Here is an 18,844-nt window from a genome sequence, read left to right on the forward strand (position 1 = left end):
ATTTCCTTTGTAGATGTGGATTAAAAATAAAGTTTGATAAAAATATCTATTTCAATACAGTTGCTTATTTTGAAGGAGGTAAAACATGGATTACATTTCACCGAAAGATGAGGTGTTAAAGGTGAAACGGTGGCCTAAAGATACGATAGCGGCCGGTCGTGGTCATACCGTTGGTCTTAAATCGGATGGCACGGCGGTAGCAGTGGGGCGAAATAAAGAAGGTGAATGCAATGTAAGCGGCTGGCGTGATATTGAAGCGGTCGTGGTGGGGAATGTTCATATGGCGACGAACACAGGTAATGCTCATACAATCGGTCTTACAACTGACAGTACTGTGGTAGCTGTGGGTTGGAATAAGCATAACCAATGCGATGTAAACGACTGGAATAATATTGTAACAGTGGCGGCGGGTTGGCGGCGTACCATTGGTCTTAAATCGGATGGTACGGTGGTAGCAGTGGGGCGAAATAAAGAAGGTGAATGCAATGTAAGCGGCTGGCGTGATATTGTGGCGGTCGCAGCAGGCGACTGGCATACTATCGGCCTTAAATTGGACGGTACGGTGACGGCTGTGGGTAATAATCGGTATGACCAATGCAATGTCAGTGGCTGGAGGGATATTGTGGCGATAGCGGCAGGCTATCTTCATACAGTTGGTCTTAAATCAGACGGTATGGTGACGGCTGTGGGTAATAATAAACATGGTCAACGTGATGTAAGTGATTGGCGCGATATTGTGGCGATAGCGGCAGGGAGTAATCATACAATTGGTCTTACATCTGACGGCATAGTGACAGCTGTGGGTAATAATAAACATGGTCAATGTGATGTAAGTGATTGGCGCGATATTGTAGCGATAGCGGCGGGTTGTGCCCATACAGTCGGTCTTAAATCAGACGGCACGGTGGTAGCAGTGGGTGATAACGAATATGGCCAATGCGATGTAGACAGCTGGCACGGTATCCGACTGCCCGATCCAAACATTTTGTCAATCTAAATATGTGTTGATGGGAATAAGAATGTTTAATTTCTAATAAATCGCGGGTAATATTATTTTATTTCAGGAGTAATTATGGAATAAGGTATGTAGAAAATAATTAAACTTAAATCTACTGAATAAGAAACCTTTTACAAAAAGGGGTTCTTATTCTTTTCCATAAAATGAGAGTTTACATGGCGTTTTTGAACAGATGTTATTAATCGCGATTGGCCTTTTAATTGTATGGTACTTTTCTCAAAGATAAAAACGCATCGTACTTTTAAAAGAAAGCACGATGCGTTTTTATTATTTTTTTTGCCAATTTTCTTTTATGAAATCTTCACGACCAGATTCTTTTTGCTCGGTAGCATATTTCTCTGGATTCTTTTTATAGAAATGTTGGTGGTATTCCTCTGCTTCATAAAAAGGTGCAGCTGAGCGAATTTCAGTTACGATTGGATCTTTAAACATACCGCTTTCTGCAAGAGTTTGCTTCGATTTTCCTGCAAGCTCTTTTTGCGCTTCAGTATGATAAAAAATAGCAGTGCGATAAGATGGGCCACGGTCAAAAAATTGTCCGTCATCATCAGTTGGATCGATTTGTGGCCAATATAAATCTAGTAATTTTTGATACGGGAAAATAGAAGGATCAAATGTAATTTGAACGACTTCTAAATGTCCCGATGTCCCTGATTTTACTTGTTCGTATGTTGGGTTTTCTATATGACCACCCGCATAACCAGAAATGATTTTTTGAATGCCAGGAAGCTCGTCAAATGGCTTTACCATGCACCAAAAACAACCGCCTGCGAAGGTTGCGAGTTCGTATGTTTTTTCGGACATTGCTGTAATCCTCCTAAATGTATATGTTTTATACAGTATTATATAAATTGTTTTATTGCGCAATAAAAAAGATTTGAAAATATATGTTTTTTATAAACAAGATCCTCCGCTCACATCGATCAATTGTCCAGTAACCCAGCGGCTATCAGGAGAAGCGAGAAATGCAGCAGTATCGGCAATGTCTTCTACTTCACCTAATCGATTGAAGGCTGAAATGTTAGTAGCGTACTGTTTCATCATTGGATCGCTCAAGAGTTCCGCATTCATATCTGTTTGAATGAAGCCTGGAAGTATTGCATTTACAGTAATACCTCGTGTGCCAAGTTGTTTTGCTAGAGTGAAAGTCATTGTGTTAATTGCACCTTTCGTCATACTATATGCAACGAAATCAGGTAAAGAAATGCGAGTTGCGGCTGATGAGATATTAACAATCCGGCTATTGTCACGTAAACGCGGTAGAGCTTGTTGGATGATGAAGAATGGTGCTTTTGCATTTACTGAAACGATTCTATCAAAAAATTGTTCAGTCGTTTCTTCAATAAAAGCACCAGGTCCAATTCCAGCGTTGTTTATTAAAATATCAAATTCCGTTCCACCAGTTCGCTTTTGCAATTCAGTATCTAAAGAATTATATAGGTTTTCTACACCGTGTAAAGATTCAAGATTTGCACCGATAGAAAAAGCTGATCCGCCATTTGATTGAATTTCATGAACAGTTTCTTCAGCATCTTCTTTTCGGTTACCATAATGAACAGCAACTAATGCACCATCGTCTGCTAAACGTTTTGCGATAGCACGTCCAATTCCTCGGCTTGCGCCAGTAACTAATGCTATTTTACCTTTTAACATAGTTCTCTCATCTCCTCATAAATTTTTTATATGTTTTTAAGTTGTTTTTCTTTATGTAGAAAAGCAAACATACTTAAGTAATATATGAGTACGTGTAAGAAGTTCATTCCAATTTTGTTTTGAGAAAAAATAAATAACTTTTTAGTATATGAATTGAGATTGAAAAATAAATTTTCAAAAAATATATTGACAATGAAAAGAAGAAAGTCCTATAATACGTTTAATAAATAAAAGTTAATTGAGAATTTTCAGACTTTACATTATGTATATGCAAAGAAGAGGAAAGTAGATGATTATGATCGTTTCAGAGAGCTACTCCAAGGCTGTGAGAGTAGTAACAATCGAATCATTGAATATCACCTCGGAGCATCGCTTGCGAAAGGGAAACTGAGTAGAGGGCGGCGGCATCGTCTCCGGTAAAAGGACGGGGGTCTGGTTGGACCTACAAAGCTTATATTTCGTGAGAAGTGTAAGGAAGCTGAGTGGTAACGCGAAACTCTCGCCTCAGCAATCAAAGCTACTATTAAGTAGTAGTTGATTGCTGAGGTGAGAGTTTTTATTTTAAAAAATAGATTAAGTAAGAGAAAAAATGTGTAAGAAGGGATTTGACAAGATGAGAAGTGACATGATTAAAAAAGGTTTTGATAAAGCTCCGCATCGTAGTTTATTAAAAGCAACTGGTTTAAAAGATGAAGATTTTGATAAACCGTTTATAGCAATTTGTAATTCTTTTATTGAAATTATTCCAGGTCATAAGCACTTAAATGAGTTTGGGAAACTTGTTAAAGAAGCAGTGCGTGCAGCAGGCATGGTTCCATTTGAATTTAATACAATTGGAGTAGATGATGGGATTGCGATGGGCCATATCGGTATGCGTTATTCGCTTCCGAGTCGTGAAATTATTGCAGATTCAGTAGAAACGGTTGTAAATGCACACTGGTTTGACGGAATGATTTGTATTCCGAACTGTGACAAAATTACACCAGGTATGATGATGGCTGCACTTCGCATAAACATTCCAACTGTTTTTGTTTCAGGTGGACCGATGGCAGCTGGGAAAACATCTAAAGGGGAAGTTGTCGATTTAAGTTCTGTTTTTGAAGGGGTAGGAGCCTACCAATCTGGGAAAATTTCAGAAGAAGAATTAAAGGATATTGAAGATCATGGCTGTCCATCTTGTGGTTCTTGTTCCGGTATGTTTACAGCGAACTCTATGAACTGTTTATGTGAAGTGTTAGGCTTAGCTCTTCCTGGTAACGGGAGTATTTTAGCAATTGATCCAAGACGTGAGGAGTTAATTAAACAAGCAGCAGAAAAATTGAAAATTTTAATTGAAAGAGATATTAAACCACGCGACATTGTAACAGAAGAAGCAATTGATGATGCGTTTGCACTTGATATGGCGATGGGTGGATCAACGAATACAGTATTACACACGTTAGCACTCGCGCAAGAGGCGGGGTTAGATTACGATATGAACCGCATTGATGCAGTTTCAAGGCGTGTACCGCATTTATGTAAAGTAAGTCCAGCTTCTAATTGGCATATGGAAGATATCGATCGAGCAGGCGGGATTAGTGCAATTTTGAAAGAGATGAGCCGAAAAGAAGGGGTACTTCACCTTGATCGTATAACTGCTACTGGGCAAACGTTACGAGAAAATATCGCTCATGCAGAGATTCAAGATAAGGAAGTGATTCATTCTCTCGAAAATCCTCATAGTGAAGAAGGGGGATTACGTATATTAAAAGGAAACCTTGCGAAAGATGGAGCGGTTATTAAAAGCGGAGCAACCGAAGTAAAACGATTTGAAGGACCTTGCGTTATTTTTAATTCACAAGATGAGGCGCTTGCCGGCATTATGCTTGGGAAAGTTAAGAAAGGAGACGTAGTTGTCATTCGCTATGAGGGGCCAAGAGGCGGACCTGGTATGCCGGAAATGTTAGCACCAACATCAGCAATTGCTGGTATGGGATTAGGGGCAGATGTTGCACTTTTAACTGATGGTCGCTTTTCTGGTGCTTCACGTGGTATTTCAGTAGGGCACATTTCACCAGAAGCAGCTGCTGGCGGAACGATTGCACTTCTTGAACAAGGAGATATTGTATGTATTGATGTTGAGGAACGCTTGTTAGAAGTGAGAGTTAGTGATGAGGAATTAGAGAAGCGTAAAAAAGGATGGAAACGACCGGAACCAAAAGTGAAAACTGGCTGGCTTGGACGTTATGCGCAGATGGTAACATCGGCGAATACAGGTGCAGTTCTAAAAATCCCAAATTTTGATTGAGCCAATTTAAAAGAGATAAGGATGATACGGAATGGTGCAAAAGGTAAAGGAGAGAGTGAAAATTGAAGATATCTTAATGGCTCATAATTGCATGAAAGATATCGTTATTAAAACACCGTTACAACGAGATTCAGTTTTATCTGAGAAATATGAATGTGATGTATACGTTAAGCGAGAAGATTTACAAGTTATTCGTTCTTTCAAAATTCGTGGTGCGTATAATTTAATTCAAAGTTTACCGAAAGAAAAGTTACAAAATGGTGTTGTTTGTGCAAGTGCTGGTAATCATGCACAAGGAGTGGCTTATACATGTAATTTATTGAATATTCCATCAAATATTTTCATGCCGACAACGACACCTAAGCAAAAAGTATCACAAGTTGAATTTTTCGGTGGTGATTTCGCAGAAATTGTATTAGTTGGTGATACATTTGATAGTGCTTTCCAAGAGGCGCAGCGCTATTGTGTGGAAAGTAGGATGACATTTGTTCATCCGTTCGATGATCCGTATGTCGTTGCTGGTCAAGGAACAGTCGCTGTTGAAATTATGCATGATATGGAGAAACCAGTTGATTATATATTTACAGCAATTGGCGGTGGTGGATTAGCATCTGGTATTGGTACATATGTAAAGGGGGTTAGTCCTACTACAAAGGTAATCGGTGTAGAACCGATGGGAGCTGCATCTATGAAAGAAGCTTTTCTTCAAAATGAAAATGTTGCATTAGAAAAGATTGATAGTTTTGTTGATGGAGCAGCAGTTAAGAAAGTAGGAAAGTTAACTTTTGAAACTTGTAAAGATGTAATTGATGACATTGTTTTAGTACCAGAGGGAAAGGTTTGTACAACGATTTTAGAATTGTATAAGAAAAATGCGATTGTAGCTGAACCGGCTGGTGCGCTTTCTATTGCAGCACTTGATCTATACAGAGATGAAATAAAGGGGAAAACAGTTGTATGTACGTTAAGTGGTGGGAATAATGATATTGATAGAATGCAAGAAATGAAAGAACGATCCCTTATTCATGAAGGATTAAAGCACTATTTCATCATTGAATTTCCTCAACGTTCAGGAGCACTGCGAGAGTTTCTTGATAAAGGATTAGGACCGGAAGATGATATTACTCGCTTTGAGTATATTAAGAAACATAATAAAGAAAATGGTCCAGCTTTAGTGGGGGTAGAATTAAAACATAGGGAAGACTATGAAGCTTTAATTACTCGTTTTCAAGAAAATAACATTCAATTTGTGGAGCTTAATAAAAATCCTGTGCTGTTTGATTTACTTATTTAATAAAAGAAAAGAGTTAACATACAATTCTACTTGAAATAAAAAAGATAGATACAAGCGGTGGGAAATCCTGCTTGTTCTATCTTTTTTATTCTTTGAAAGTTAAACGAAATACGCTCCATATTTAAGAAGGATAAAGCTAGTTAACCAAAAAAGTATTGCAATACGAATGATTACGTACATTGTAAATTCAAAGGGAGTAAGTTTTCTCTCTCGCTTTATTTTTCTTAGAAGTCTAACAGAAAAAACGGAACATAAAAGCAGGATCGCTATAGATATTTCCTAGATGTTTTCTAACAAGTTTTTCAGCATATTCATCACCTTTTTTGTAATGTATATCACAGAGAAATGGATCTTATGCTGTTTAGTTGCGTTTGTTTATTATTTTCCCAGTATCATCAATTTCTACATCAGTTGAAACCGTTTGTAAATATTGTAGAGCTTTTTTCTTTTCTTCTTCATTTATAGGGGAAACTTGGTTGTTGCGAATGATGTAAGGATTGAATGACATTTGGACATCTTTTCCTTTAAAGGTTAAAGTTAATACGCCAGTTTCGGCGCTTTTTCCATTCACATAACTTGGGAATAAAAAGTTTCCTAATGAGTAAGCGATAGGCACTTTATTATAATACTCAAACCCTTGTAACCAATGCGGGTGACTTCCAACAATCGCATCAGCACCCGCCTCTACCATTTTCGGAACATATTGTTTCTGGTATTCTATCGGGCGATTTGATTTTTCGACGCCCCAATGCATATAGACGATTACATAATCAGCATCTTTCTTTTGCTCTTGAATTGTTTTTGTTACAAGATCTAGATCATATCCGTTTGCAACGCCGGGTTTTTTGTCACCAGCTACCCAATTAAAGTTAGGCATAAAGCGTACAAAGGAAAGAAATTTAAACTTTTTTCCTTTTACAGTTAGTTCACGAGCGGTATAAGCATCTTCAACATTTTTTCCGGCTCCAGTGTAAGGTAGTTTTAACTTTTCGACGTGAGAAATGGTGTCTAGTAGTCCATCTTGTCCATAATCAAGCGTATGGTTATTGCCAATGTTTACGATGTCATATCCGGTGTTTTTAATGGCTTGTAGTGTGGATGGATCACTTTTAATCCAAAATTGTTGCCCAGGTACTTTTTTTTCTCTCGTTGTAAATGCTGACTCTAAATTAACAAAAGAAATATCAGCTTTCGTTATTTCTTCTTTTACGTGTTGAAATGGGTAATCCGCCCCATTTTTTTCGATTACAGGACGTAATTGCCAATCGAACATTGTATCACCAGAGAAGGTGAGTGTAATTTCAGGGTCTTCTTTTTTCTTTTCGGTCGTTGAATTTGCTTTGGTTGATACGTTTTGTACATCTGGTTTATTTTTTGCTTTTGAAATGTAAGTGTAATTGATTAATAAAACAATTGGTGTAATGAAAAAGGCTATTAAAATAAGTCGTTTTAATAAAGTTTTCATAGCTACCGTCCCTTTTGGTTTTGTCCCGCTTTGTTCAACTGATAAAAATCTATCACTGACTAAAGGTTCCCTGTATACCGTAATCGTGAACTTCCACAATGAATGTAGTGAAAATAACGTATAGATAGATTCATAGATGCTAAAAAAGCGGGTTTTTAGTAATGGAAATCACTTGTTAATATTCTCAATATTAAGTTAACATATAGGTAACCTTTAAAGCAATGTGTAATCCAGAATATAGTAATAAAGAATTCAGAGGATGGAGAATGTAATATGGTTATATTAGGAGCAGTTGTAAATGGGGTCTGCATTATAATTGGAACTTTGTTTGGTAAATTATTTAGTAATATTCCAGAAAGTATGAAAGGAACGATTATGCATGCAATTGGTTTAACGGTTGCTGTATTGGGGCTTCAAATGGCATTGAAGAGTGAAAGTTTTCTCGTTGTGATTTTAAGTTTAGTTATTGGTGCGGTAATTGGAGAATGGCTACAATTAGAAGAAAGATTAACACATTTAGGAGAATGGCTAGAAAATAAAGTTGGATCGAAAGGTAAAGGAAGTATATCAGAAGGTTTTGTAACAGCTACTCTAATTTTTGCAATTGGAGCGATGGGGATACTTGGCGCATTAGACAGTGGTATTAGAGGGAATCACGATGTTTTATTCACAAAAGCGATTATTGATGGATTCATTTCTATTATATTGACGACAACTCTTGGAATTGGAGTGGTATTTTCAGCAATTCCCGTTATTTTATATGAAGGTGCCATTGCAATTTTTGCAACACAAATTAATAGTTTTGTACCAGAGAAATTAATGAATCAATTTATAGTTGAAATGACAGCAACTGGTGGTATTATGATTTTTGCAATTGGATTAAACTTACTTGGATTCATTAAAATTAAAGTAGCAAATTTACTTCCAGGGATATTGGTAGTTGGAATAATTGTTTCTATTATATATGGTTACGGTTTGATATTTAGTTTTTAGGGGGAAGGGATGTATATGGAGGAATTCCAATTTACAAAACGTGCATATAAAATATTGGAGATTGCAACGCGAGAGGCTGAGTGTAATAAAGGAATTATTCATCCAGTTCATCTATTTATAGGAGCTTGTAAGGAAGGTAATGGAGTTTGTGCGGAGTTACATATGTATTTATTTCACACGGTGGGTATGGATTTTTTAGCAAAAATATCGTTGCTCCAACAATATTATACAAATGAAATAGAATACATAAATGTTGGGGAGTTTAAAGTTTCAAATAAGACGATAGAAGTTTTAAAAGTAGCAAAGAAACGGATGGACCGTTTTCAGCAAGTATTAATAAATGAAGGGCATGTTTTATATGCACTGTTTCAAGTTGATACAGTTATTGAAAAGGTTATAAGTAAAAACGTGCAAAAAGAGGTATTGCAAATTACATCTGAGCCAAGAGACTTAACGGTCGCATTAAAAAGATTTAATCCTATTTATAATAATTTAAACTGTAATATTAGAAGAGCTGTCTCTTCTGATTTTAAAAAATTGGCACGTTTTGTTAAGGGTGAATTTGGTGAGCGTTGGTTAAAATCTTTAGATTATGGATTTCGGACACATAAAGAAGAGTTACCTATTTTTATTGCGGAGGAAGGAGGAGAAATTATTGGTTTCGCTTGTTACGATGTTGTGAGAGGAAAGAAAGGATTGTTTGGCCCGATGGGTACAGCGAAACATAATCGTGTGAACGGTGTTGGGAAGGAATTGTTACATCATTGTTTATATAGTATGAAGCAAGATAGATATGAATATGCAATTATTGGACAAGCAGGTCCGATTGAGTTTTACGAGAGAAGTTGTAATGTGAGTTTAATACAGATAGAGAATAATTAACCAACTTCATATAGGGGAGTTGGTTTTATTATGAAAGCGTTGTAGGAATGTAGTGATTCTTACTAGAAAATAACGGATTTTGTAGTAAATCTTACATGTAAAGCAAATTACTAAACTTTTTCTAGAAAACGGTGTAGAATGGGTATCGAATGAAAGAAGGTGTGAAAATGGCCAGCTGGAAACGAAATTTAATGATTTGTTGGCTAGGTTGTTTTACCACTGCAGCCGGTATGAGCTTAGTAATTCCTTTTTTATCTTTTTATATTGAGGAATTAGGAGTGACTGGCACTTCGAGTATTGCACAGTGGTCGGGACTTGCATTTGGTGTAACATTTTTAATGGGTGCGATCGTATCACCAATATGGGGAAAGCTAGGTGATATACATGGACGGAAATTGATGCTTATTCGTGCTAGCCTTGGTATGGCGGTAATTATGACGCTTATGGGGTTTGTGACGGACGTGTATCAACTAGTCGCACTTCGGTTTTTAATGGGAGCGGTATCTGGTTTCCTTTCTACAGCGATGACATTTATTGCTGCAGAAACACCGCGAGAACATTCAGGTTGGGCAATTTCTACAATCTCAACTGGAGGCGTGAGCGGTTCATTACTTGGGCCGATACTCGGAGGTTATTTGTCTGAATTAATCGGAATGCGTCATGTTTTTCTAGTTACAGGAGCTTTCTTATTCCTTTCCTTTCTCATCGTCTTTTTCTTCTTACATGAGGAGAAACATTCTGCTAAAGCAAAAAAGGCACAGCCGAAAAAAGTATGGACGATGGTCCCTGCAAAACATTTAATAATAAGTTTATTTGTAGCAACGTTTATTATCCAGCTTGCAAATATGTCGATTCAACCTATTATTACGTTGTACGTAAAGCATTTGGCAGGACCAGGAACAGATCATATTGAAATGCTTGCAGGTGCAGTCATGTCTGCGACAGGATTAGCAGTTATTTTAGCAGCCCCTAAGCTAGGAAGATTATCAGATCATATTGGACCTCAAAAAACGTTAGTTGTAGCGTTGTTTGCTGCAGGAATTATTTTTATCCCGCAAGCATTTGTAACCTCAGCTTGGCAACTATTAATTCTTCGCTTTTTATTAGGTATTGCACAAGCAGGACTATTACCTTCCGTACAAACTCTACTAAAACAACATACACCAACCCATGTAACGGGACGAATATTTGGATATAATCAATCGTTTCAGTTTTTAGGAAATATGATTGGGCCAGTACTTGGTGGACAAATTGCAGCTCATGCGGGATTCCAATATGTTTTCTTCTCTACATCATCATTATTATTTATTGCATGTATTTGGGTTTATTTTCATAGTAAGAATGCAGAGGTATCAGAAAAACAACATTTGGAAGTTAGTTAACTATGTGAACGAAAAACAGAAAAAGGATGGAGCAATATTGCTTCATCCTTTTTCATTAAAATTGAAGGCAAAGATAACTTAATGTACCAAGCTCGTAGCTACGGTGAATGACTTTACCGTCGTTCTCACCACTACCCATCGCGATAAATAGAGGAACAAAATGTTCCGCTCTTGGTACAGCTAATTGTGCATGAGGCACATTTTTCTCCCAATTAAACAATGTATTTTTATCATTAGTCTGAATATGTTTAATAATCCAATCATCAAATTCAATTGCCCATTTTTCAGGTGTGGTTTGATTCCATTTCAAGGCTCGTAAATTATGAACAGTAACTCCGCTGCCGATTACTAAAATATCTTCTTGTCCAAGTCCTTTTAGTGCTTCTCCAATTTCAAATTGTTCTTTTGCAGGAAGGAATGGATTTACTGATATTTGTACGACAGGAATATTTGCTTCTGGATACATGCGATGCAGGAGTGTCCATGAACCATGATCTAAACCTCTCGTCATATTATGATGGACTGGAATGCCTTTGTTTTTAAATTTTGTTTCTAGCATAGACGCAATGCTAGAAGAGCCTTTCGCACGATATTTAATTTCGTATAACTCAGGAGGAAAACCTCCAAAGTCATAAATTGTTTCATATTCTTCATCTGAAGAGGAAATCGTTAATACTTCACTTTCCCAGTGAGCGGTAAAAATAACAATAGCTTTCGGTTTATATGTTTTCCCAAGTGTCTTTAAAAAGCGTGTATAGTCTGTATCTTGAATAGCAAGCATAGGTGATCCGTGTGCTAAAAATAATGATGGCATCATAATTGAAACCTCCTAAAAATATTATAATTACTTTATGTAAGTAACTATATAATTTCATTTATTGTTCGTCAACATAATAGTTTGAGAGCTAATCGGAAAAGTGCGGCATTTGTCATAATGAAAGCAATTGCATATAATACATAATAAGAATAATGAATGCATATTCATTATTTTAGAGATACATAATAGATTTGGAGGCTGTCGGAATGAGCATACAGGAAAATTTCGTTACGGCATTGGATAAATCGGATATTTATTTGCGTAAATGGTTACCAGAAGGAAATCCGCGGGGGATTGTTCAAATTGCACATGGTATGACAGAACATGCAGGTGTTTATACAGAATTTATTGATGCTTTATTAGAAGCAGGGTATGGTGTTTATGCTCATGATCATAAAGGGCATGGGAAAACAGTAAAAAGAGAAGAGGACTATGGTCATTTCGAGCCGGATATAGGCTGGAATCAGGCTGTGTCTGATGTTATCTTTGTTTCGGAAATGATAAAAGAAGAGCAGGCAGGTCCATTATTTTTACTTGGGCATAGTATGGGCTCTTTTTTATCAAGACGGGCTGTACAAATTAGAGGCGAATTATATGATGGATTTCTCATTTCAGGAACTGGTGGAAATCCAGGGCTGTTAGGAAGTATTGGTCATAAAGTAGCGACAATTGAGATGAAACTTCGCGGAAAGAAAACGAAAAGTCCGATGCTGAACTTCTTATCTTTCGGAAACTTCAACTCGCACTTTAAGCCAAATCGTACGAAATTTGATTGGTTATCTTCAGATATTAATCAAGTTGATAAATATATTGCGGATCCGTTATGTGGATTCATTTGTACGACGAGTTTTTATCGAGAATTATTTCATGGAGTTCTAGAAGTAAATAAATTAGAAGAATATAAGAAGACACCAAAAAATCTTCCAATACATATATTCTCTGGTGATCGAGACCCTGTTGGGGATATGGGGAAAGGTGTAAATGAAGTATATGAAAACTATAAAAAATGTGGTGTGAAAGATGTAACACTGCGTTTATATGAAAATGGTAGACATGAAATGTTCCATGAAGTGAATAGAGAAGATGTATTTCAAGATTTGATTTCATGGTTAGATGAGCATATTGTATAAGAAAAACCCTCACTTCATGCTGAAGTGAGGGTTTTTGAAAAATTGGAGGATTGATTATGAGTGAATTTGTAAATAAAGAATATGTAGAAATAGATTTTCAAGATGTTTGGATAAAAGAAGAGGAATTGAAAAATTGTACCTTCATAAAATGCCGTTTTAGAGGGATAGATGCATCAGAATTTTTTACTAAAAACTGTAATTTCATAGAATGTGATTTTACTGGTGCTCTTTTTAATGCTTCTATCCATCAAGGAACTACATTTGCTAATTGTAAGTTTTTTGGTGCGAATTTATTTGTATCCAAATTTGAAGAATGTAAAATGACTGGTTCTGATTTTGAAGAGGCGAATTTAGACGGAATAACAATTATTTCCGGCGATTGGTCATATACGAATCTAAGGTTTGCGAATTTAAGTAAACAAATGTTAAAGGGGATTCGTTTAATTGAAGCTGACTTATATGAATGTAATTTAGAAAAAGCAGATTTACGTGAAGCAGATTTAACAGGTGCACAATTAGGTAAGGCAAAACTTAGCGGTGCAGATTTAAAAGGAGCTGTAGTTGATAGAATCGACTTTAAAAGTTTTGATTTGAAAAATGTGAAATTGGATATAGCGCAGGCGGTTGCAGTTGCGAGATGTTATGGTGCGAAGGTGAATTAAATCAGTTGTAACACGGTTCAATATATTGAACCGTGTTACAACTATTAATAATTTTAATAGTTATTCTCTATATAAGAAGCTATGTCATTAGCAAGAGTCGATGTTAATAGTGTAGATACATTACTTAAAATGATGATTGTAGCCTCTTTGTCAATTAACCGTAAATAAGAGGATGTAAAGCCGTTAATGCCGCCGTGATGGAATACAAGTTTACTATTTTCGCCTGCCATAGCGATGTTCCAGCCGTAACCATTTCCATAAGATCCTGCAGTAAACATGCGAGACGTCATACTATTTGAAAGCAAACGATTTTCTTTTATCGCTTGATCAAATATATATAAATCTTCGGCTGTAGAAAATAATCCACCAGCTGAATACGAGTTTGACATATGAATAAATGATGTGTTCTGTAAATCATGAATTGGATGTAACTCATACCCAGTTGCTTTATGTTTTTGAATGGTGTGATTCAGATCAACATCTGTGTTCATCATAGAGAGTGGATATAAAATCTTCTTTTTAAGAAATTCTTCATAAGAAATCCCACTTATAACTTCAATGATGTGTCCTAATATAATATAACCTGAATTCGAATAATTGAATTTTTCACCAGGGCTAGATTCAAAGGGACATGTAATAATCCATTGTATTAATTCATCCGGTGTTCGAGGCTGGTAAGACTGTATTAAAAAGTTGTGTTGAGCAGTAATATTCCCAACACCAGCAGTATGACTTAATAGATGCTCAATCATAATTTGATTTCCTTTTGGGAAAGTTGGAATGAATTGATCCAATGTATCATGTAGCTGTAATTTTTTCTCTTCCACAAGCATTAAAATAGCAACTGCAGTGAAGATTTTAGTTATTGATCCGATACGAAACTTCGTTGTAGCTGTATTAGGTATGTCCCAATCGTAATTAGCTTTTCCAAATGACTGTTTATAAAGAGTTTGTTCTTTATGGGCTACTAAAATTGTACCATTGAATTTTTCGGTATTTTTATATAAGAATGAATTGATATATGAGTTTAGCAAATTTCAGGCACTCCTTCAAATTTTGGAATATTAGTTACCTGAAATGTAATCCAACGGCATAAGCAATTCCCCCTAAATGAAATATTTTTTGGAATACTTTTCTATATTATAATGCAAGTTATAAAAGAAGCAAGTGGATTTCTAATCTATGAAAATTAAAGATTTTTTGAATTACTTTCCGAATCACTTTAGTAGTTTACATATCGAAGGTGAGGAGAAAGAATCATGAAGGTAAGAGAAGCAGTAGTAAGTGAAGCGAATGAACTAAGTCAACTGGCACTACATTCAAAAGCTACTTGGGGTTATAGTGAAAAATTTATTTTAGCTTGTAAGGAAGAATTAACGATCTCAGAGGATTACATAAAAAATAACTTTTGTATATGTTTTAGAAAATGATGATGCGAAGATTGGATTTTTCTCATTTTTACATAATGAAAATGCTCTCGATTTCCTATACATTTATCCTAGTTATAAAGGAAAAGGATACGGGAAAATACTTTGGAGGTTTGTAGTAGAGCAAGCAAATGAACTAGGATTGAAAAGTTTTACGATTGATAGTGATCCAAATGCGAAAGGATTTTACGTGAAAATAGGGGCAAAACTAATCAGTGAGACACCATCAACGGTTTTTAAAAATCGCCTTTTACCTCTTTTACAATATCGTGTGTAAAACTACCAATGTCAGGGGAAGCTGAGAATGGATAATAAAAAGACAAAACCAATATATGAAGCGTTAATAAAATCTTGGTCAATAGAAACGAGTTCTAAGTGGACGAGCGAAAACCCGGCAAAGGGACAATGTGGTGTAACGGCCCTTATTATTCAAGAATTATGCGGGGGAGAGATAAAAAAGACGAAAGTAGGAGAAGTGTGGCATTTTTACAATACAGTGGATGGGAAAAGGCATGATTTTACTTGGACTCAATTTCATGAAAAATTAAACTATATGGACGTGAAGAAGCATTTGCAGATACAAATGACAAACAATATGACATTTTGAAGGAAAAGATAATGAAAGAATTAAAATTATCTTTTGACTCTTAATCTTTAATAAGTTACTATAATGGTGGTAACTTATTAAAGGGAACTTCATAGAGTTGAAAGGGGAAATACTTTTGAAAACAACTTATGTAAACGCTACAATTGTAACGATGAATGAACAAAATGAAGTGATAGAAAATGGATATATCATTGTAGAAAATGATCAAATTATAGATGTAAATAGCGGAGAATTCGCTAACGATTTTGAAGTGGATGAAGTAATTGACATGAAAGGAAAGTGGCTTTTACCTGGGCTTGTAAATACACATACACATGTTGTAATGAGTCTTTTGAGAGGTATTGGCGATGATATGTTATTACAGCCGTGGCTTGAGACGAGAATTTGGCCACTTGAAAGCCAGTTTACTCCAGAGCTTGCGGTTGCTAGTACGGAATTAGGATTACTTGAAATGGTGAAAAGTGGTACAACATCATTCTCTGATATGTTTAATCCAATTGGAGTAGATCAAGATGCAATTATGGAAACGGTGTCAAAAAGTGGAATGCGAGCTGCTATTTCAAGAACTTTATTTAGCTTCGGAACGAAAGAAGATGAAAAGAAAGCAATTGAAGAAGCGGAGAAATATGTAAAGCGATATTATAAGGAAAGTGGTATGTTAACTACGATGGTTGCACCGCATAGTCCATATACATGTTCCACAGAACTGTTAGAAGAGTGCGCACGTATTGCCGTAGAAAATCAAACTATGGTTCATATTCATCTTTCTGAAACAGATCGTGAAGTACGTGATATTGAAGCACAGTACGGAAAACGTCCAGTAGAATATGCGGCAAGTTGCGGATTGTTTAAACGTCCAACAGTTATTGCGCATGGAGTAGTATTAAATGAAAATGAGCGTGCATTTTTAGCAGAACATGATGTTCGAGTAGCTCATAATCCGAATAGTAATTTAAAATTAGGTTCTGGTATAGCGAATGTAAAAGCGATGCTAGAAGCAGGGGTTAAAGTAGGGATTGCTACAGATAGTGTTGCGTCTAACAATAATTTAGATATGTTTGAAGAAATGCGTATTGCGACTTTATTACAAAAAGGTATTCATCAAGATGCAACAGCATTGCCAGTTGAAACAGCGCTTTCTCTTGCGACGAAAGGAGCAGCAGAAGTAATTGGGATGAAACAAACTGGATCACTTGAGCCTGGAAAGTGTGCCGATTTTATTACGATTGATCCATCTAATAAGCCGCATTTACAACCAGCAGATGAAGTGTTATCACATCTTGTGTATGCTGCTAGTGGGAAAGATATAAGCGATGTAATTATTAACGGCAAACGTGTTGTTTGGAATGGTGAATGTAAAACATTAGATGAAGAGCGTATTATATTCGAAGCAAGTCGTTTTAAACGAGGTTTACAAAGATAGGTATTATATGTCGGTTGAAAAAGCTATCCTTTTTAAAAAAGGGTAGCTTTTTTCTTGAACGAATAAATATTCAATAGAATGTCGCATCTTTCTATTGGTATTTCTGCTATAATATATAACGTTTTATAATATTTTATATTTAAGGAGCGCAATTCATGAAGCGAAAAAAGAGCCGTTTAATGGTAATGGCACTTGTTACATCTTTATTTTTAACAGCTTGTAATAATAAAGCTAATAAAAGTGATGCAGAAGCTAAAAAACAAGTGTTAAATGTAACAGTATCAGAAGAAATTCCTTCACTTGATACTGCAAAAACGATGGATGGTACATCAGCACACGTTATGCAAAACATATTTGAAGGGTTGTATGTGCTAAATGATCAGGATCATCCTATTCCGGCAGTAGCAAAATCGTTTAAAAGAAGTGAAGATGGTAAAAAATATACATTTGATTTGCGTAAAGATGCAAAATGGTCAAATGGAGACAATGTAACAGCAAATGATTTTATGTTTGCATGGAAACGTGCAGTTAATCCGCAAACGGCATCACAATATGCATACATGCTCTTTCATGTGAAAAATGCGAAAGAAATAAATAAGGGAACAATGCTACTTGATGAACTTGGGGTTAAAGTCATAAATGATTATAAGTTAGAAGTTGAACTAGAACAGCCAATTCCGTATTTTTTACAGTTGTTAGCGCTACCTATATACTTACCACAGCATGAATCATTTTTGAAAGAACAAGGTAACGAATATGGATTGGAACCTAGTAATCTCATATATAACGGCCCATTTGTATTAGAAGAATGGAAACATGAACAAGAGTTCCAATTAAAGAAGAATGCTACATATTGGGATCAAAAGAAAGTGAAATTAGACGAAATAAACTTTCATATCGTAAAGGACACAATGACAGCTGTAAATTTATATGAAGCCGGCGATTTGGATCGAGTCCCTATTAATTCACAAGTTGTAGACAAGTATAAAGGGAATAAGGAATTACACATGTCGAGTGATCCTGGAATTGCTATGCTACGTTTTAACGAAAAAAATAATGCGTTAGCAAATAAGAAAGTACGTCAATCTATCTCATTGGCATTAAATAAAGATGATTTCGTCGCTCACTTTATAAATAACGGGGCAAAACCTGCAAGTGGACTTGTACCAGCTGGTCATATAACTGAAGAGACTGGCAAAGATTTTAGAAAAGAAAACGGAGATCTTTCTCCATATGATTTACAAAATGCGAAAAAGGTTTGGGAAGAAGCGAAAAAAGAACTTGGGGTAGAACAGGTAACACTGGAGTTCTTAACGTTTGAACAAGATAACGCAAAACGTATGGCGGAATATATAAAAGGTGACTTAGAGAAGAATTTGCATGGATTAACGATACAAATTAAACAACAGCCATTTAAGCAAAAATTACAATTAGAACAAACAGGTGATTACGATATATCTATGGTAAATTGGGGACCGGATTATAAAGATCCAATTAGTTATTTAGAGCTATTTACGACAAATAATCCAAATAATAAAATGAATTATTCTAATCCTCATTACGATGAACTAATAAAAAAAGCTAAAAATGATCTTGTGCTAGATCAAAAGAAAAGACGGGAAGCGTTGCGAGAGGCTGAGCGTATTCTATTAGAGGACGCTGCGGTAGCACCGCTTTACCATATTGGTTCAGCTTATGTACAAAAGGATTATGTAAAAGGAATTGAAAAGCATCAATTTGGTGGCGTTTATACTTATAAGAATGCTTATATTGATAATAAGTAAAATTATTTATATAAAAAAAG

The 18,844-nt window shown here is 35.8% G+C and carries 15 protein-coding genes and 2 pseudogenes; 12 read left to right on the plus strand and 5 right to left on the minus strand.

Annotated features, from left to right (window positions below):
- The first annotated feature begins 85 nt into the window (after positions 1-85).
- Positions 86-997, plus strand: coding sequence for an RCC1 domain-containing protein (locus NSQ47_RS03780; RefSeq protein ID WP_088078300.1), 912 nt, complete (start codon positions 86-88; stop codon positions 995-997).
- A 288-nt stretch (positions 998-1,285) separates the two neighbouring features.
- Here the strand turns inward: NSQ47_RS03780 and msrA are convergent, their stop codons facing one another.
- Both msrA and NSQ47_RS03790 read right to left on the minus strand, forming a co-directional pair.
- Positions 1,286-1,822, minus strand: a complete 537-nt coding sequence (gene msrA, locus NSQ47_RS03785) for a peptide-methionine (S)-S-oxide reductase MsrA (RefSeq protein WP_215581299.1) — start codon at positions 1,820-1,822, stop codon at positions 1,286-1,288.
- A gap of 90 nt (positions 1,823-1,912) precedes the next feature.
- On the minus strand, positions 1,913-2,671 hold the full coding sequence (locus NSQ47_RS03790; protein WP_341036158.1) for an SDR family oxidoreductase: 759 nt from the start codon (positions 2,669-2,671) through the stop codon (positions 1,913-1,915).
- A gap of 613 nt (positions 2,672-3,284) precedes the next feature.
- On the opposite strand from NSQ47_RS03790, the gene ilvD reads away from it, so the two are divergent.
- Both ilvD and ilvA read left to right on the plus strand, forming a co-directional pair.
- Positions 3,285-4,958, plus strand: a complete 1,674-nt coding sequence (gene ilvD, locus NSQ47_RS03795) for a dihydroxy-acid dehydratase (RefSeq protein ID WP_002012150.1) — start codon at positions 3,285-3,287, stop codon at positions 4,956-4,958.
- Between the two features lie 31 nt (positions 4,959-4,989).
- Positions 4,990-6,252, plus strand: a complete 1,263-nt coding sequence (gene ilvA / locus NSQ47_RS03800) for a threonine ammonia-lyase IlvA (protein ID WP_341036159.1) — start codon at positions 4,990-4,992, stop codon at positions 6,250-6,252.
- 361 nt (positions 6,253-6,613) lie between these two features.
- On the opposite strand, the gene NSQ47_RS03805 is transcribed toward ilvA, so the two are convergent.
- On the minus strand, positions 6,614-7,717 hold the full coding sequence (locus NSQ47_RS03805; protein WP_341036160.1) for a CapA family protein: 1,104 nt from the start codon (positions 7,715-7,717) through the stop codon (positions 6,614-6,616).
- 273 nt (positions 7,718-7,990) lie between these two features.
- Between NSQ47_RS03805 and NSQ47_RS03810 the strand changes: the two genes are divergently transcribed.
- The 3 genes from NSQ47_RS03810 to NSQ47_RS03820 all read left to right on the plus strand — a co-directional run bounded on the left by NSQ47_RS03810 (position 7,991) and on the right by NSQ47_RS03820 (position 10,974).
- A complete protein-coding gene (locus NSQ47_RS03810; protein WP_088078304.1) occupies positions 7,991-8,710 on the plus strand; it encodes a DUF554 domain-containing protein in 720 nt (239 codons plus the stop codon).
- Between the two features lie 15 nt (positions 8,711-8,725).
- Entirely contained in the window at positions 8,726-9,592 is an 867-nt protein-coding gene (locus NSQ47_RS03815; protein ID WP_341038204.1) for a GNAT family N-acetyltransferase, read from the plus strand.
- A gap of 167 nt (positions 9,593-9,759) precedes the next feature.
- Entirely contained in the window at positions 9,760-10,974 is a 1,215-nt protein-coding gene (locus NSQ47_RS03820; RefSeq protein WP_016100296.1) for a multidrug efflux MFS transporter, read from the plus strand.
- A gap of 55 nt (positions 10,975-11,029) precedes the next feature.
- On the opposite strand, the gene NSQ47_RS03825 is transcribed toward NSQ47_RS03820, so the two are convergent.
- Positions 11,030-11,791 (minus strand): DODA-type extradiol aromatic ring-opening family dioxygenase, encoded by a 762-nt coding sequence (locus NSQ47_RS03825; protein WP_341036162.1) that lies wholly within the window; start codon positions 11,789-11,791, stop codon positions 11,030-11,032.
- 206 nt (positions 11,792-11,997) lie between these two features.
- On the opposite strand from NSQ47_RS03825, the gene NSQ47_RS03830 reads away from it, so the two are divergent.
- Together NSQ47_RS03830 and NSQ47_RS03835 are read left to right on the plus strand one after the other, a co-directional pair.
- Entirely contained in the window at positions 11,998-12,921 is a 924-nt protein-coding gene (locus tag NSQ47_RS03830) for an alpha/beta hydrolase (RefSeq protein WP_341036164.1), read from the plus strand.
- A gap of 56 nt (positions 12,922-12,977) precedes the next feature.
- Entirely contained in the window at positions 12,978-13,583 is a 606-nt protein-coding gene (locus tag NSQ47_RS03835) for a pentapeptide repeat-containing protein (protein ID WP_131231570.1), read from the plus strand.
- Positions 13,584-13,636: 53 nt separating this feature from the next.
- On the opposite strand, the gene NSQ47_RS03840 is transcribed toward NSQ47_RS03835, so the two are convergent.
- On the minus strand, positions 13,637-14,617 hold the full coding sequence (locus tag NSQ47_RS03840) for a serine hydrolase domain-containing protein (protein WP_002158355.1): 981 nt from the start codon (positions 14,615-14,617) through the stop codon (positions 13,637-13,639).
- Positions 14,618-14,842: 225 nt separating this feature from the next.
- On the opposite strand from NSQ47_RS03840, the pseudogene NSQ47_RS03845 reads away from it, so the two are divergent.
- The 4 genes and pseudogenes from NSQ47_RS03845 to NSQ47_RS03860 all read left to right on the plus strand — a co-directional run bounded on the left by NSQ47_RS03845 (position 14,843) and on the right by NSQ47_RS03860 (position 18,824).
- Positions 14,843-15,287: pseudogene (locus NSQ47_RS03845) on the plus strand (GNAT family N-acetyltransferase).
- A gap of 27 nt (positions 15,288-15,314) precedes the next feature.
- Positions 15,315-15,661, plus strand: a pseudogene (locus NSQ47_RS03850) (YunG family protein).
- A 53-nt stretch (positions 15,662-15,714) separates the two neighbouring features.
- A complete protein-coding gene (locus NSQ47_RS03855) occupies positions 15,715-17,040 on the plus strand; it encodes a bifunctional S-methyl-5'-thioadenosine deaminase/S-adenosylhomocysteine deaminase (protein ID WP_341036165.1) in 1,326 nt (441 codons plus the stop codon).
- Positions 17,041-17,195: 155 nt separating this feature from the next.
- Complete coding sequence (locus NSQ47_RS03860; protein WP_341036167.1) at positions 17,196-18,824, plus strand: peptide ABC transporter substrate-binding protein; 1,629 nt, start codon at positions 17,196-17,198, stop codon at positions 18,822-18,824.
- Positions 18,825-18,844: the final 20 nt, after the last annotated feature.

Source organism: Bacillus sp. FSL R10-2780 (genome assembly GCF_038006125.1).
GTDB classification, from domain to species: Bacteria; Bacillota; Bacilli; order Bacillales; family Bacillaceae_G; genus Bacillus_A; species Bacillus_A cereus_U.